14 protein-coding genes are annotated in these 17,495 nt (G+C 33.1%); 6 read left to right on the top strand and 8 right to left on the bottom strand.

Annotated elements, in window-relative coordinates; all coding sequences use genetic code 11:
• Window positions 1–23: 23 nt before the first annotated feature.
• Complete coding sequence (gene prfA / locus HM992_RS18100; protein WP_178983729.1) at window positions 24–1,103, bottom strand: peptide chain release factor 1; 1,080 nt, start codon at window positions 1,101–1,103, stop codon at window positions 24–26.
• Window positions 1,104–1,325: 222 nt separating this feature from the next.
• On the opposite strand from prfA, the gene HM992_RS18105 reads away from it, so the two are divergent.
• Complete coding sequence (locus HM992_RS18105) at window positions 1,326–1,613, top strand: hypothetical protein (protein ID WP_178983728.1); 288 nt, start codon at window positions 1,326–1,328, stop codon at window positions 1,611–1,613.
• Between the two features lie 6 nt (window positions 1,614–1,619).
• On the top strand, window positions 1,620–2,279 hold the full coding sequence (locus tag HM992_RS18110; protein ID WP_179320886.1) for an ATP-binding cassette domain-containing protein: 660 nt from the start codon (window positions 1,620–1,622) through the stop codon (window positions 2,277–2,279).
• A 5-nt stretch (window positions 2,280–2,284) separates the two neighbouring features.
• Here HM992_RS18110 and HM992_RS18115 read toward each other — a convergent pair whose 3' ends face one another.
• From HM992_RS18115 to HM992_RS18135, 5 genes are all read right to left on the bottom strand, one after another.
• The gene (locus tag HM992_RS18115; protein WP_178983726.1) at window positions 2,285–3,289 is read right to left on the bottom strand and encodes a DUF3078 domain-containing protein; all 1,005 of its coding nucleotides are present in this window, start codon (window positions 3,287–3,289) and stop codon (window positions 2,285–2,287) included.
• Between the two features lie 11 nt (window positions 3,290–3,300).
• Complete coding sequence (locus tag HM992_RS18120) at window positions 3,301–4,479, bottom strand: AIR synthase related protein (protein WP_179320888.1); 1,179 nt, start codon at window positions 4,477–4,479, stop codon at window positions 3,301–3,303.
• 44 nt (window positions 4,480–4,523) lie between these two features.
• Complete coding sequence (locus HM992_RS18125; RefSeq protein WP_229720528.1) at window positions 4,524–5,201, bottom strand: Curli production assembly/transport component CsgG; 678 nt, start codon at window positions 5,199–5,201, stop codon at window positions 4,524–4,526.
• A 146-nt stretch (window positions 5,202–5,347) separates the two neighbouring features.
• Window positions 5,348–5,491: a hypothetical protein gene (locus HM992_RS18130; RefSeq protein ID WP_178983724.1), complete on the bottom strand. Its 144-nt coding sequence runs from the start codon at window positions 5,489–5,491 to the stop codon at window positions 5,348–5,350.
• A gap of 225 nt (window positions 5,492–5,716) precedes the next feature.
• Complete coding sequence (locus HM992_RS18135; protein WP_178983723.1) at window positions 5,717–7,903, bottom strand: glutamine synthetase III family protein; 2,187 nt, start codon at window positions 7,901–7,903, stop codon at window positions 5,717–5,719.
• A gap of 178 nt (window positions 7,904–8,081) precedes the next feature.
• Here HM992_RS18135 and HM992_RS18140 point away from each other — a divergent pair, with 178 nt between their 5' ends.
• Together HM992_RS18140 and HM992_RS18145 are read left to right on the top strand one after the other, a co-directional pair.
• Window positions 8,082–9,107, top strand: coding sequence for a glutamine synthetase beta-grasp domain-containing protein (locus HM992_RS18140; protein ID WP_178983722.1), 1,026 nt, complete (start codon window positions 8,082–8,084; stop codon window positions 9,105–9,107).
• Window positions 9,108–9,518: 411 nt separating this feature from the next.
• Window positions 9,519–11,363 carry a T9SS type A sorting domain-containing protein gene (locus HM992_RS18145; RefSeq protein WP_179320890.1) on the top strand — a complete coding sequence of 615 codons (1,845 nt, stop codon included), beginning with the start codon at window positions 9,519–9,521 and terminating at the stop codon, window positions 11,361–11,363.
• A gap of 168 nt (window positions 11,364–11,531) precedes the next feature.
• Here the strand turns inward: HM992_RS18145 and HM992_RS18150 are convergent, their stop codons facing one another.
• Window positions 11,532–12,482, bottom strand: coding sequence for a calcium/sodium antiporter (locus HM992_RS18150; protein ID WP_179320892.1), 951 nt, complete (start codon window positions 12,480–12,482; stop codon window positions 11,532–11,534).
• A 166-nt stretch (window positions 12,483–12,648) separates the two neighbouring features.
• On the opposite strand from HM992_RS18150, the gene HM992_RS18155 reads away from it, so the two are divergent.
• Complete coding sequence (locus HM992_RS18155) at window positions 12,649–13,008, top strand: BlaI/MecI/CopY family transcriptional regulator (protein ID WP_178983719.1); 360 nt, start codon at window positions 12,649–12,651, stop codon at window positions 13,006–13,008.
• Between the two features lie 2 nt (window positions 13,009–13,010).
• Complete coding sequence (locus HM992_RS18160) at window positions 13,011–15,425, top strand: M56 family metallopeptidase (protein ID WP_179320894.1); 2,415 nt, start codon at window positions 13,011–13,013, stop codon at window positions 15,423–15,425.
• A 72-nt stretch (window positions 15,426–15,497) separates the two neighbouring features.
• Here HM992_RS18160 and HM992_RS18165 read toward each other — a convergent pair whose 3' ends face one another.
• Window positions 15,498–17,459 carry an endonuclease gene (locus tag HM992_RS18165; protein WP_179320896.1) on the bottom strand — a complete coding sequence of 654 codons (1,962 nt, stop codon included), beginning with the start codon at window positions 17,457–17,459 and terminating at the stop codon, window positions 15,498–15,500.
• Window positions 17,460–17,495: the final 36 nt, after the last annotated feature.

Below are 17,495 nucleotides of genomic sequence, written 5' to 3' on the forward strand. Positions count from 1 at the left end.
AGCCTCTATAAAGAGGCTTCAATTTAAATTACATCATCATTAGCCTTTAACAACTCTGTGTTTTCGGCTAACATTAATTCGTCTATTATTTTTTGAATATCACCATTAATGATATTTTGCAAATCGTAAAGCGTTAAACCTGGCACTCTATGATCCGTAACACGACCTTGTGGATAGTTGTAGGTCCTAATCTTAGCAGATCTATCACCAGAACTTACCATACTTTTACGTTTCTCTGAATCTGCTGCTTGTTGCTTCGCTAATTCTAAATCGTATAAACGCGAACGTAACACCTTTAAAGCTTTTTCTAAGTTTTTATGAGATGATTTCTGATCTTGGCAACTTACAATCATTCCTGTTGGTTCGTGGTGTAGCTTAATAGCCGAGTAGGTTGTGTTTACTGATTGACCTCCAGGACCTGTTGATGTAGTACGCTCAATTCGAACTTCAGTCATGTCTAATTCATAATCAAACTCTTCAGCTTCCGGTAATACCATAACCGTTGCTGCACTAGTATGCACACGACCTTGAGTTTCTGTCTGTGGTACACGTTGTACACGATGCACACCAGCTTCAAACTTTAATGTTCCATAAACATCTTCACCAGACACTTCAAAAATAATTTCTTTAAAACCACCAGAAGTACCATCACTCTGACTCACCACATCGACTCTCCAGCCTTTATCGCTACAGTATTTTGAATACATTCTGTATAAATCACCTGCAAAAATACTGGCTTCATCTCCACCTGTACCTGCTCTAACCTCAACAACGACATTTTTAGCATCGTCTGGATCTTTAGGAATCAACATAAATCGAATTTCTTCCTCAAGCTTCTCAATCGTTTCTTCAGCTTCTTCAAGTTGCATTTTAGCCATATCTACCATTTCGGCATCAGAACCATCTGCAATAATTTCTTCGGCTTCAGCAACATTATCTAAGGCTTCTTTATAAATTTCTCCTTTATCTACAATTAACTTAAGATCCTTGTACTCCTTCATCAGCTTAGTGTAGCGCTGCTGATCTGATATAATATCTGGTTGAATGATTAGATCATTGATCTCATCAAAGCGTTGTTTTATAATCTGTATTTTCTCTAACATCTATCTTCAAAAATTGAAGTTCAAAAATACAATTTTTTTAAGATATAAGACCGCTTCGCTTTTAGAATAAAGAACAAAGACTTGTAAGTTTTAAATGACACAAATTCGCTCTTTCAGAGACCCTTATTAAAATCGATATGCAACTAAAACATATTAAGAAAAGTTATAGCCGAAAACATATTTTAAAAATAAAATGCATAAAACAAACGTTACCTATATAGTATGTATCGATTCCTAGCTATACTTACATTTTACAGACCGTTTGTGGTTTGGTCATTTATTGCGAATGCTATTATAGGTTTTTTTAATCCACTTATAGCACCTGCATTGGTAACCAAACTATTTCTTACGGTTTTTGCATGGTATTACGTGAGTGAAACTCCAAATAAACGAAAATTAACTTTTTATAAAAATTTAGGCATTTCTACTTTAAGGCTTTTTTCCGTTATATTTATTTTAGACTGTATTTTAACCATTATTTTTATTACCATACTTAAAGAATTCACCTGATACTAAATGATATTTGAATTAGATAATGTAGAACTTTACTTTAAGAACAAGCGCATTTTAAACGGTATTTATCTCAAAGCTGAAACTGGACAAGTAACAGCAATTTTAGGTAGAAATGGCTGTGGAAAAAGTAGTTTACTCAACATTGCTTTTGGAAATCTAAAACCAAAATACATGCTGATAAGGCTAGATGGCAAACCGCTTTTAAAGCCTTTATACGCTACAGGAATTGCTGTTTATTTACCACAGTATAATTTTATTCCAAGTGAAGTAACACTAGCGTTTGTTTTTAAATTATATGCTATAGACTGGAACATTTTTATTGAAAATTTCGAAGCATTTTCTATATACAAAACTGCGAGATTCAATGCCTTATCAGGAGGCGAAAGACGTATTATAGAAACCTATATTATTCTAAAAACTAAAAGTGAAATCGTATTTTTAGACGAGCCTTTTTCGCATTTATCACCATTACATATAGACACGGTAAAACAACTTATCGAAGAAGAAAAAAAAGAGAAAGCTATTATTATTTCAGATCATATGTATCAACATATCATTGAAGCTTCTGACACCATTTATCTTTTAGATAGTGGCACCACAAAGAAGGTTGAAAAGCTCACAGAGCTTGAAGACTATAAGTATTTAAGTGAAGGTACTTTATAAAATAACTAAGATGATGAATTCTTTTTTATAATATGATCTAAATCTACGACGACACCAACCCCTAAAATTTGCTTCCACTGCAACTTAGGTCCTACAATAACATTTTCTTCGTTGGTTAACTCATTCGTTTCAACTTCAACTTTAATATCATCGTCATATCTAAGATGAGAACCTAAAGTGGCTTTTACGTATCTATTGACTTTCATATCTAAGTTCAATTCCCACTCTATATCAATGTTTCCAAAACTATTAATATAATCGGTATACAAACGTAAAAGACTTGATACTTTAATATTCTCAAAAAGCTCCTCTTCATATTGATTAGTTAATAATATACCTAATTCTTGCCTCACCTTTTTACCATCTCTAAGAATATTCCCTTCTAAATCATAAATCGCAGGATCTACTCCAAAAGCACCTCTATTTGCCAAGTCACTATCTAAAACAAAAGTTGTTTTTAACGTAAATGGTGATGCATAAAACGATAAGCGTTCAATAAACCGACCATATTCCATACCTACACCAAAAAACATATAACCAGGAGCTAAAAATTTTGAAATAGGTTCATCTCTATCAGGATAATTATATCCGTTAGCTAACTGTGAATTAAAACTGAATTTTGCCGAATAAAACCAATTACTTTTAGGATCTTTTTCTAATCCAACATTAGAAATCACTTCTATTACATCTTCTGTTTTTCTAATGTTTAATTCATCTTGCTTATTTAAGCCATAACGAATATTAAAATTAGAATTCCAATACCATTTTTCTTGTTTATATTTTGCTTCTGCTTTTCCTGTTACAATACCGGAAATTGAATTGGTACCACCAGCATTCCAGTTAGTAAATGACACCTGATTAAGCGTTAGGCCAACTTCTTTTTTAGTTCTCCAACCTAATTTAATTGGTTCATTTTTTTTCTTTTGAAAATATAAAGAGTCTGGTTGTGCAAAAAGCACACTAGAACATAAAGCAAATACACTAAATATAAACCAAGAATAGTTTTTCATGTTTAAAAAAATTAATATGTAAATGTGCCGTATTCACTATTAATGGTGAGTTGCTTCTTATCTGAAGCTTCTACGCGACCAATAATTTTAGCATCTACATTAAACGATTTTGAAATCTCAATAATGGCATTTGCCACCTCTGGTTTTACATATAATTCCATGCGATGGCCACAATTAAATACTTGATACATTTCTTTCCAATCCGTTTTAGATTGCTCTTGAATGAGTTTAAATAACGGCGGAACTTCGAACATATTATCTTTTACAATATGAAGTTCATCTATAAAATGTAGAATTTTTGTTTGTGCACCTCCACTACAATGCACCATACCATGAACAGTATCACTATTAAATTTGTTTAGAATTGCTTTTATAATTGGGGCATACGTACGTGTTGGCGATAATACTAACTTCCCAGCATCTATTGGTGACCCTTCAACTGCATCTGTTAATTTTGTTTGTCCGGAATACACTAAATCTTCTGGCACGGCAGCATCAAAACTTTCTGGATATTTTTCAGCTAAATATTTTGAAAATACATCGTGTCTTGCAGAGGTTAAACCATTACTTCCCATACCTCCATTATATTCGGTTTCGTAAGATGCTTGCCCAAAAGACTCTAAGCCTACAATAACATCACCTGCAACAATATTAGCATTATCAATAACGTCTGAGCGTTTTATACGAGCTGTAACTGTAGAGTCTACAATAATCGTTCTCACTAAATCTCCAACATCTGCAGTTTCACCACCAGTTGAATGAATAGTCACACCAAAAGACTTTAAATCTTCAATTAAATCTTCTGTTCCGTTAATAATTGCAGAAATGACTTCGCCAGGAATTAGATTCTTATTTCTTCCTATGGTTGAAGACAACATTATATGATCTGTAGCACCAACACAAAGTAAGTCGTCAATATTCATGATTAAAGCATCTTGCGCAATACCTTTCCAAACAGAAATATCTCCCGTTTCTTTCCAATACATGTATGCTAATGAAGACTTCGTACCTGCACCATCGGCATGCATTATTAAACAATAATTGCTATCATTAGTCAAATAATCTGGAACTATTTTACAGAACGCTTTAGGAAACAATCCTTTATCTATATTCTTTATAGCATTGTGGACGTCCTCTTTTGAAGCAGAAACTCCTCTTTGCGCATATCTTTTACTCACCGAATTACTCATGGTACAAATTATTAGTATTGGTGTTGCAAAAGTAAGGATTGCGTTTAATTATAAGGAATGATTAAGTTGGAATTAATAACAGTTTTCATTTTTTTTCTTAAAGCCTCCTTTTTCTTATTGCCACCAAAGTATATATTGAGACCTAATCCGGCTCTGAGTAAAGTATCATCTGTTTCTCCTAAAACAAGTCCATCTAGATGATCGTCAGTAAACATGTAATTGTATTCTCCAAAAAGTTTTACCCCAACACCATCTGCTATAAGAAATTCTATACCCAAACCACCTTGCGCTTTAGTCGCTGTGGTTTCTAAGAAGTTAGTTGCATTGTAACCACCACCTACGTATATAAATGGCGATACATTTCGGAAAGGACTAATTAGATATTCTAAATTTAAATCGAAAGACATAAAGCCCTCATTAAAAACATCTTTAACGGCTAAATTGTATTTATTGTATGTAAAATTTAGGTTTAAATGGCTTGTGATATGATGCTTATATCCTGCTCTAAAATAAAGCTCATATTCTGCATCTGGATAATCACCATCAAAAATTGCAGAACCTGCGGCTAAATCGATGGCATGAGACCCTCTTTTTTCAAAAAAGGTAAATCTCTTCGTAATAGATTTATCTTTCTTATCATCTGTCTCTTGAGAAAACACAGAATTAAAACAGACTGCAGTCATTATAATACTCAATAAAACACTATTGAATCTAGAAGTCATATCCCTTAAATTTAGTACGTTAGGAGATGTACAATATAAAAAATATTATATTCGAAAGTGACTTCTAATAGCAAAAAAAAAGATAAAACCGAATTATCGATTTTATCTTTATACTTTAAAGGTAAATATTACCTAATAATTTTGTCTTAATTTTTAAGATCTATCGGTAGTTTTACCTGAATACTTGCAACATCATCATTATTAACATTTTTCAATTCACCTGAATTGTCTTGTGATAAAATAAGCGTTGCTCCAACAAGAATTGCTACACTTAGTAGTAACTTTTTCATTTTTACAAATATTGATTAATAGCCCTACAAAGATACGCAATAAACGTAGTGCTAAATTGACTACCATCAAATATTTAACATGATTTAACCACCTTTTCGACAACTAGTTTAATGTCATCGACAAACTACACAAAACACCAATTTGTCACTTTCCACTGTACGTATATATACGTATTTCATCGAATGAAAATAACGACAAATAACCTTCTCATTATGGTATAAATATCATTTCGTAAACAAAAGCTCTCTATATTTGGTTAATGGCCATAATTCATCATCAATCATTATTTCTAATTTATCACAATGATATCTAATATCTTGAAACAACGGCTTCACTTTATTACAATACCCATCCGCCTTCTTTTCTAAACAGGTTTCCTTGTTAGATACTTTTCGCTCCTCTGTCATCTGAGTCACTGTGGAGTTAATCGTTTCAATATGTTCCGAGATTTCTTCAATAAGAACCAACTGTGCTTTTGCAAAATCTTTAAAGCGATCACCATAAATAGATTTGAGACCTGTTACATTTTCTATTAAAATGTTTTGGTATCTCACAGCTGTAGGTACTACATGATTTCTGGCAATATCACCAATAACTCTACTTTCTATTTGAATATGATGAATGTAATCTTCCATCTCAATTTCGTAGCGCGATTCAGACTCTATTTTATTCATCACCCCTAAACTTTCAAAAAGTTCAATGGTTGATTTAGCCTTCTTAATCTTCAGAGCCTCTGGTGTGGTCTTATTATTGCTTAATCCACGTTTCTTAGCTTCCTTCTCCCATGCTTCACTGTAACCGTTACCTTCAAAAAGAATAGCTTTAGATGTTTTAATGTATTCTCTTAATACATTAAATATGGCATCATCCTTTTTCATGGATTTCTTATCGATTAACTCATCAACTTCAATTTTAAAATCCATTAGTTGTTTTGCAACTATAGTACTTAAAACGGTCATTGGATTAGCACAGTTAGCTGTAGAACCGACTGCTCTAAATTCGAATTTATTCCCCGTAAAAGCGAATGATGATGTTCTATTTCTATCTGTATTATCTAATATAACTTCAGGTATTTTTCCAACTACATTAAGTTTTAGATCTGTGATTTCTTTAGGAGATAATTTTCCTTTCGTCACGGTCTCTAACTCACCTAGCACCTTAGTCAGTTGATCTCCGATAAAAATAGATATAATCGCAGGAGGTGCTTCATTAGCACCTAAACGATGGTCATTGCTAGCAGAAGCAATGGCTGCTCTTAACAACTCTTCATGGGTTTGCACCGCTTTAATCGTATTTATAAAGAAGGTTAAAAACTGAAGGTTACTCATTGGTGTTTTTCCTGGAGATAATAAATTAACACCTGTATTTGTAGATAAACTCCAGTTATTATGCTTACCAGAACCGTTAACACCAGCAAATGGTTTCTCATGCATAAGCACTGTAAAACTATGTCGCTTAGCAATTTTCTGCATAATATCCATTAACAACGAGTTATGGTCTACTGCCAAATTAGCTTCTTCAAAGATGGGCGCTAATTCAAATTGGTTTGGAGCCACCTCGTTATGCCTTGTTTTAACAGGAATTCCTAATAACATACATTGGTGTTCCAAATCGCGCATGTAAGCCATTGCTCTTGCAGGAATAGTCCCAAAATAATGATCATCTAATTGTTGCCCCTTTGCAGGTGAATGTCCTAAGACTGTTCGTCCTGTTAATAAAATATCTGGTCGAGAAGCTGCTAAAGCCGTATCTATTAAAAAATACTCTTGCTCCCAACCTAACGAAGTGTTCACTCTTTTTACATTCTTATCAAAATATTTACAGACTGCAACCGCAGCAGTATCTACTACTTGCAATGCTCGTAAAAGTGGAGTTTTAAAATCTAAGGCTTCACCTGTATACGACACAAAAACTGTTGGAATGCATAATGTTTTATCATATATAAAAGCTGGAGATGTTGGATCCCAAGCGGTATAACCTCTAGCTTCAAATGTATTTCTAATACCTCCATTTGGAAAACTTGAAGCATCTGGTTCTTGTTGCACTAGTTGGTTACCTCCGAATTTTTCAATAGCGAGTCCACCACCAATAGTTTCAAAAAACGCATCATGTTTTTCTGCTGTTGCTCCGGTTAATGGTTGAAACCAATGTGTATAATGTGTTGCGCCTTTAGAAATGGCCCATTCTTTCATTCCTGTCGAAATATGGTCTGCAACTAGACGATTTATCTTAGCCCCTTTTTCAATAGCTTCTAACACGCTATTTAATGATGTTTTGGTTAAATACTGACGCATTGCGACCTCGTTAAAAACATTCGAACCAAATATTTCCGAACGTCGTTTTCCTTCTTTTATCTTAATTGGCTTTCTTTTTAAAGATGCTTTTACAGCATGAAATCTAAGTGTTGACATATTGCTAATTTTTAAGGTCAAAAATACAAAATATTTAAAAAATAGCATATTGCCCATCTGAAAATAGGGTATCAATAATAATTCATAACATTCTACGTAAATCACCCCAATTTTTTTGATGGGTAAAAAAAAATAGCAATATTTGTAATATTCATTTTAGATAAACAAAACATTCATTATGGCAAAAATTAAATTAGAATACATTTGGTTAGATGGTTACTTCCCAACTCAAAACATGAGAAGTAAAACCAAAGTTGAAGAGCACGAAGACTTTAAAGGAACTGTAGAAGAGTTAGGCATGTGGTCTTTTGATGGGTCGTCAACTAGACAAGCTGAAGGTGGATCTTCTGACTGTTTATTAAAACCTGTTGCAATCTATCCTGATCCAGACAGAATTAATGGATACTTGGTAATGACAGAAGTTTTAAATGCAGACGGAACACCTCACGTTTCTAATGGTAGAGCAACTATTGATGATGATGATAATGATTTCTGGTTTGGTTTTGAGCAAGAGTATTTTATAATGGATACAAAAACTCAATTGCCTTTAGGATTCCCAATTGGTGGATATCCTGCACCACAAGGTATGTATTACTGTTCTGTTGGTGGGTTACATACTCATGGTAGAGGTTTAGTTGAAGAACATGCTGATTTATGTATTGAAGCTGGTTTAAACTTTGAAGGTATTAACCAAGAAGTTGCTTCAGGACAATGGGAATTCCAATTGTTTGCAAAAGGTGCTAAAAAGGCTGGAGATGAAATCTGGATTGCGAGATATTTATTAGACCGTTTAACTGAAAAATATGGTTATTATATTGAATACCACCCTAAACCATTAGGTAGAGATATGGACTGGAATGGTTCTGGAATGCACGCTAACTTCTCTAACGAGGTTTTAAGAACTTGTGGTGATAAAGAAACTTATGCAAAAATTTGTGAAGCTTTCCGCCCAGTTGTAAAAGAACACATTGAAGTATATGGTGAATTTAACGACCAACGTTTAACGGGTTTACATGAAACGGCATCTATCAATGATTTCTCATGGGGAGTTTCAGATAGAGGAGCTTCAATCCGTATTCCTATTATCGTAGTTGAGAAAGGCTGGAAAGGTTGGTTAGAAGATAGAAGACCAGCTTCTAATGGTGATCCATACAAAATTGCAGGTAGAATTATCAAAACTGTAAAAAGTGCTAATGTTTCTTAATTAGCAACTACTTAAATTATAATAAAAAGTCGTCTAGAAAATATTTTCTAGACGACTTTTTTACTCCTTAATATATATAAAGCTAAAAACACATTTAATAGCTAAACATTTTACACTTCTTATTAGCCGATAGCTTTAATCAAACAGTTTCTAAATCAACTTATTTTACTATATCAATCCAAAAAAAACATATCCTCTTTAACATTATATTTTATGGTATTTCACTCATACTTATAACTTTTACTAATCAAAAAGAGCAAAGACCATGGAGTAATTCCTTACAACGATAAAATCTGTTTTTAAAAGTAAATCTTATCATCTTACCGACTTTTTCCGGCAGTCTTCGCCTTTTTTAGGCTACTAATACACAACTTCATAATATTGTATTGTTATTAACCAAATTTATAAATTATGAAAAATTTTACAAAGCACCTACTTCCAATTTTATGTGGAGTTACGACTTTTATGACAATTAACATGAATGCCTTTCAGGACAATTCACAAGGCAGCTGCAACGCGGTTGAAGTGATCACGTCAATCCAAGGTACGAAATCAGACGGTAATCCAGTAAGTGCGGATCGTTCTGATGTTAATGCAGCTTTAAATACACCAGACAAATCAAATTCTCCTAATGGATTTTACACCTTAGGTATTAAAGGAAGTATCACTCTTGCTTTAGGAGGTGCTGTATACAACCAAGCAGGTACAGATATAATGATTTATGAAACTTCATTCTCTGGAGATACTTGTGGTAGAGGAGATGATGAAACTGCGTTAATTGAGCTTTCTCAAGATGGAGAAACTTGGGTTATTTACGGAGATGTTTGCCGTGATGGCGCTATAGACTTAGACGGAATCGCTTTAGATTACGTTACTCAAATCAGAATTTCAGATACAACATACGGATCTGGTGATGGTTATGATTTAGATGGCGTTGAAGCCGTTAATGGTTGTGAAGATATCCCTAGTGATGTTTGTTACGGGTCAGGAGCTATAAACTATATTCCAGGATTAGATAGCAATGGAAATGCGTTAACAGTTGCTGAGCGTATGGATACAAGCAAAGCTTTAGGAGATCCACAAATGGATGATTCTATGAACTTTTTATCACTAGGTCATGGTGGAGAAGTTACAATAACTTTTGATGGTGCAGTATATAATAATGATGGTGCTGACATTGAAGTTGTTGAAACTACTTTTGGAAATGCTTCTTTTTCAAGCTATCCAGAATCTGCTGACATCTATGTATCTCAAAACGGTATAGACTTTTACTTAATTGGATCAGTGTTAACTGATGATGCTGGAGATTTAGATATTAGCAATGCACCTATTGCACTTGCATATATTACTCAAGTAAAAATTGTAGATACAACTCCTAGTGGATCAGTTTCTACAGATGGTTTTGATTTAGATGCTGTTGTTGCATTAACAGGATGTAACGAAGTAATTGAACCTACACCAGCTGGCTGTTACCCTGTAGATTACTTTAACTATTTAGAAGGAACTAAAAAGAATGGTGGTGTTATTGATGCTATCAGAACTGAAACTCCAGAAAATACACTAGGTGTTCCAGAAGGAACTGATGAGTATGTATTTACAACCCTTGGTTATGGAGGAGAAATCACTTTAACATTTGGTGGTGCAGTATACAACCAAGCAGGTCCAGATTTAGTTGTCGTTGAAACGACTTTCCAAAACACATGGGGTTGCGAAACTTATGGCGAATACGCTAACGTATACGTTTCTGCAGATGACATCAATTATCATTTTGCAGGTACTGTATGTAAATCGGATAACACTATTGACATTTCTGATGCTGGTGATTTTGATTTTATCTATTACGTGAAAATTGTAAATGACAATGAATTATCTACAACTGAAGATGCTTTTGATCTTGATGGTGTAATTGCTATTGGTACTTGCGAACAGTTTAACTACCAAGCATACGCAGAAGAACAATACCGTTTATTAAGTGTTGATACTGTAGACGCAAACGAATTAGGCTTATCAACATACCCTAATCCTACAAATGGTGTTTCATATATTGAATTTAAACCACAAACTACAAGTAAAGTATTAATAGAGGTATTTGATATTAATGGTCGTAACGTTGGACAAGTATTCAATAACGAAGCATATTCAGGTCAAGTATACAAAGCAGAGTTTAACACAGTAAGTTTAGCAGCTGGCTTATATGTATATAAGATTACAACTGGAAACTCTAGCATTACTAAGAAGTTTATTGTTACAAAATAAGACAATGTCTTAATTAGACTATAACCTAATAAAAAGCCACTTGAAATACATTTTCAAGTGGCTTTTTTATGTTGTAATAAGATTACAAAAGCTGTAGCAGATGTTGTCGTTCTATAGTCCTATTTAAAACTGTTAATAGAAGAATAGGCCAAACGAAAAAACATATGCCTATTTTAAAGTTAGATATATAAAAACTATATACGCACCAAATAACAACATGCCTTTAACACGACCTATCTCAAAGCGTTTAGGTATGATTATAAACGGAATTAAAATCGCAGCAAAACCAATCATCCAAAAGATATTGGTTGATAAGATTTGTGGAGTGTCTGGGTTAACAACAATTGGTTTTATAATTGCAGTTAAACCTAGAACAGAAGCGATGTTAAAAATATTAGATCCAATAAGGTTTCCTAAAGACATTGCTTTTTCCTTTTTTAACGCTGCAATAACTGAAGCCGCAAGCTCTGGCACACTTGTTCCGATAGCTATAACAGTAACCGAAATAGCATAATCACTTATTCCTATAGATTCTGCCAATTGCTTAGCTCCTTGTACTAACCACTCTGACCCAAAATATAATCCGGCAGCACCAATAAGCAACCACGCAATAATCTTAAAATTAGAAACTACAGCTAAAGCATCATCTACGTCTTCCATATTTGCTTTTGTAGATTTTCTTGAACTTCTAATTAAAACAACTAGAAAAACAATTAATGCGATAAATAAAATAGCTCCTTCGAGTGCTGTTAAAATATTATCATTCCACAAGAAATAATACAACACAAAGGATATTAGCATCATCATGGGCCAATTCAGCTTGTAGAAATCTTTATCTACCGCTAAAGGAGTAATAATCGCTGTAATCCCTAGAACTAGACCAATATTAGCAATGTTAGAACCAATAACATTACCTAATGCAATATCTGAAACACCATCTAAAGCCGCTTGTAAACTCACTAATAATTCTGGAGCCGAAGTCGCAAAAGATACAACCGTCATCCCAATAACCAACTTAGATAGCTTAAGCTTAAAAGACAAACCAACGGCTGCTCTAACCAAAAAATCTCCGCCAACAACCAACAATGCCAATCCAGCAATTACCCAAAACACACTCATCCTCTATCTTATTTTTAGTTACAAATTTTAATTAACACGGCAAAGATAATATTTCATTTTCACACCTACCACAACTACATTTCACGTTACAAAACTATTATTATAGTTGTATAACTACAAAAATAGTTATACATTTGAATTTTAATTAACAATAGATTTTACTCCTATGCAAAAGCTAACCAATAAAGAAGAAGAAATAATGCACATTTTATGGAAGCTAGAAAAAGCTTTTGTAAAAGATGTATTAGCTGAAATATTAGTAGACAAACCACATTATAACACGCTTTCCACTATCATAAGAAATCTTGAAGAAAAAGGGTATGTTAGTTATAATGCCTATGGCAAAACGCATCAATACTTTCCTATTGTGACTAAAGAAGACTATAAGACCAAGTTTATGAATACTGCTATTGAAAACTACTTCAATAACTCTTATAAAAATGTGGTTTCTTTTTTTGCAAAAGAAGAAAAAATAAGTGTTGATGAGTTAAAAGAGATTATTACATTAATAGAAAACAAAAAATAATTATGGAATATCTACTTAAAGCTTCAGCCGTAATTGTTCTAATGTATTTGTGTTTTTACCTTTTTTTGAAGAAGGAAACGTTTTTTGAGCATAACCGATGGTTTCTCTTAACTGGATTATTATTAGCTATTGTTTTTCCATTCATTGTGATTCCTGTTTATATACCGATAGAACCTTTAGCAACACAAACAACTACACTTATACCATCTACACCTTCCAGTTTTGGCACTATTGCACAACCTGAAGTTGTATTTGATTGGTTTAAACTTATACCTATATTATATAGCATTGGATTGTCTATATTTTTAATTCAATTTGTGGTTCAGTTTGGATCCTTAGTTTTTCTGCTTCTAAAAAATCCAAAACAGAAAGCGCAGCGTTTCACTTATGTGATTGTAAACACTAAAATTTCACCGTTTTCATTTTTTAAATGGATAGTTTATAACCCTGATTCTTATAAAGAGGAAGAACTTCAACTTATTCTAGCCCATGAGAAAGTTCATGTTAACCAATTACATTCAATAGATATTTTACTCACACAATTAGCCTGCGTTGTCTTTTGGTTCAACCCTTTAATTTGGTTATACCGAAAAGAAGTCCGACAAAACTTAGAATATATAGCCGATTTTAAAAGTCAAAATAATTCTAACGCTAAAAAGGATTATCAGCATTTATTATTAAAAACTAGTGTCGCTAATCACGACACCATATTATCTAATAACTTTTATAATTCATCAATCAAAAAACGAATCCTTATGTTAAACAAATCGAGATCAGACAGAAAAAACCAGTGGAAATACGTGTTAATGTTACCGCTTTTGGCTGGCTTACTAATTAGTATGAATACGGAAACTGTTTATATCGAAACCGAAACACTATCCATAAATTCAGAAGACAGCTCCCAATTTGAAGTTTCAAAAAACACATCAGATGCCGAACTAAACGCTATGACCAAGACTATAGCTAACAAAGGAGGAACTTTAGTATTTACTAAAATTAAAAGAAATGACGCAAATGAGCTCACTAAAATTTTTTTAAAATTAAATAATCATAGTTATGGAGGTGGTGATTCTAACAACACCATAAACTCGTTTATTATTTATAAAGAATGGTTTGGCGATAAAGGTGGTTTTGTTGGACGAATTGAAGGTGCAACCTTACACTTTGAAAATGCGGATTTAATTAAGGATGCCGAAAAAACTAATGCACTTCAAAATAGAGCTATTAAAGCCATCTTAAAAAGAGGTATTCAGAATGAAGATGACTATAAAAGGTTTCAACAGCAACACGCTAGATATAACAATAAAACAAATGATGAGCAAACGAAACCTAAGGATTCCATTATATCACAAGGTATAATGCTAAAGTTTACAAATCAAATGAACGATAAACGTTTAGAAGAATTTAAAACACTTTTAAGGTCTAGAGATGTACAAATGAAAATTAAACGCATAAATCGTAATAAAGAAAACAAAATTAGTAATTTGAATATTGAATTTAAATCTAAAAATAATACAGCGAATTATAAAGCCAAAAATGAAGATGGTATACGACCTTTCAATTTTGAAATGACTGATAAAACATTTGGTATAAGCAATTTAAAAGAAGAGGTGCAAATTGAAGAGACTATAATGGTATATAATTCAGAAAAATCAACTTCTGGTGACAGCCAAAATGATACGCTATATTTTAAAATAGCAAAACAAAAAACACATACTAATGATTCTATTTACTTTTCAATCGATTCAACCGTAGTAGAAAACTTATCTAAAGTAAAGTCCGATCATTACTATGAAGGAGATAAAACTTTAAAGATTAATAATATCAGCGAGGAGATTATTATACATCAACCCCAAAAAGCGTATAAAAATATTACATATCAATCTAATAAAAATCCAAAGCCCTTAGTTATTGTTAATGGTAAAGAAGTGTCTTCGGACTACTTAAAATCCATTTCGGCGGAAATTATCGAAAGTATGACTATTTTAAAAGGAGAGAAGGCTATAAACCAATATGGTGAAAAAGGTGAAAATGGAGTCATTGAATTAACTACAAAAGAAAGTGTAATCATCACAAAAAAAGATAACCCACTTCAAATTACGAGATCAGAATTAACAAGTGTTACCTTTATAGATGACGAAGATGCTTCAAAAAATGCCTCTATCGCCTATATTTCAAAATATACAACAGATGACGTCTTAGACAGCCACAAAGCAAATCTCGAAAACATTGGAATTAGCGTTAACTATTCAAAATTAAAACGCAATAAAGTTGGCGAGATTACGAATATAAAAATTAGTCTTGATGATGGAGAAGGCAGTAAAACGAGTGCAACCTGGAAAGTTAATGACGGCATTCCCAATATAGAATATGGTAAATCCGAAGGGAAATTAATTACAAGAACAAAACAGAAATAGTACTCCTTTAAAAAACAAAAAGCCAAACTAAAATCAATTAGTTTGGCTTTTTTATTTTTAAATACACCTTCCTTAATCTACAATAATTTTCTTAATTACAGATTGATTATTACTCGTTAACTTCAAAAGGTACATTCCCGAAGTCACATCTAAATCTATATAGTCCTCAACAGATTGCGATTGCTTTAAAAGTTTTCCATCTATAGAATAAACGTCAACATCTGCATTAGCATTTAATCCTGAAATATAAACACGTCCCGATGTTGGATTAGGATATAAAGCGACTTTAAGTTCCGTGTTATCATCAACACTTAATACCTGAGTCCATGCTTCACCAATCATATTTCCCCAAATATATTCTATCATATCTGGTTGATCTATAAACGGGTTTCTATTAAACTGCCAGTTATAAATCACATTATTTCTATTCATTTCAAAATCGTCTGGCGGATCATTTCTATGCCATTCTAATAAGGTTGCTAAATCACCAAACTCACCAACATTTCCTTCAGGAAAACCATTTACAATTTCCAAACCATTATAACGCACAGCCATATAGAACACTCCTCTTGCCACATCTCCTTTAAATTTACCTGCAGTACCAGTTGGTCCATTATACTCACCATAAAACTGGTTATTTCTAGAACTATTCTCAGGTCCATCTACTGCTCTTAACGCATGTGCATCAGAATTTCCATGACGTAACGAATCCGCTTTTGTCGTCCAATAAATATCAACACCATCTGCAATTTCATCTTCTTCAATACTATCAAAGCCACCACGAGATCTAGGAAACGTATGTTCTCTATTCCACTTTCCTGTACTTAAAGAATTTGTTTGAATATCTAATTTTGCACGTCCTTCTTCTAAATACACCAACCATACCTCATTACTATTTTCCGGGTTTTCATCAGCCTCTTTTAAAATATCAATAACATCAGCATACGTTTGCGCTCTAACAATACTTGGGTCTGCCACAATATCTTGTAATGCTTGTCGCAATTGTACATCTGCTAAACCATCTAAACTATTATAGTAGCCATTTGGTTGTGTACTTTCTACAATGCCATAGGTAGGTTCTAAAGGTGTTCCCCAGGCTGCAACTGTAAAATCGTTATCAACAACTCTAATTTCAATAGCTCCATTATTAGCAATAATAGGTTCTACCAAATCCAAAAATCTAATTTTCAAAACCTCATCACCTTCATCATCAGCATCATCAATTAAAGTAATTGTAGTAGTTATGGTGTTTAGACCAGATGGAATAGTAAGACTTGTAGCACCTACAAAATCAGATGTATTAAACCCATCATTATCTAAACTTATATTGAAGTTTAAATCTGAAGTCACATCAGTATCTGCTGTAAACGTAATATCAAAAACGTCACCCTCTTCAACTTGTGCATCTACTACAGAAATCGTTATCGCATTAATTGTAATACCAGAACCATCATTCTCTCTTCTTGGAGTTGGAGTGGCAGCAGAAAAAGTGACATTATCCATGTCATCAACGTAGCGTTGAATAGATTTAGGATTGGCATTAGTACCATTATCATTATGCTGAACTGTTTGTCCAAGCTTGGTTAATAAACCAGTAGCATCAGAATCATTAGTACCATAAACCATCGCATCTATTAAATTAGTTTGAGTAGCCACAGTCTCTTCTGGGAAATCAAAAATAGAAGCCTGGTAAATTGCTACAGCATCTGGTCCATTTTGTATAACATTTTCTGCCATTAAAGATTGTGGAAAAGGAGTCACGTTGACACTTCCTACCACTAACAAACCATTAATATCGGTTGTTAAACCATTTAAATCATATGTAAAATAGCTTCGGTCTCCACCACTACTCGACCCATTGAAAAACACTAATATGTAACCATCGGTTGAAAAATTTGGAGTTTCAGATTTTAACTCTATAAATTCATGGGTATCTATACTTGGAGTATCAGCATCCAACTCGTTAATCACTAAAACTTGAGACCAACTAAATCCTGAAATTAATAAGAGTAATACAATCGTAATTTTTTTCATCGCTTCGTTATTTTTTATCAAAGATAGTTTTAATAT

It is taken from the genome of Winogradskyella helgolandensis (assembly GCF_013404085.1).
GTDB classification, from domain to species: Bacteria; Bacteroidota; Bacteroidia; order Flavobacteriales; family Flavobacteriaceae; genus Winogradskyella; species Winogradskyella helgolandensis.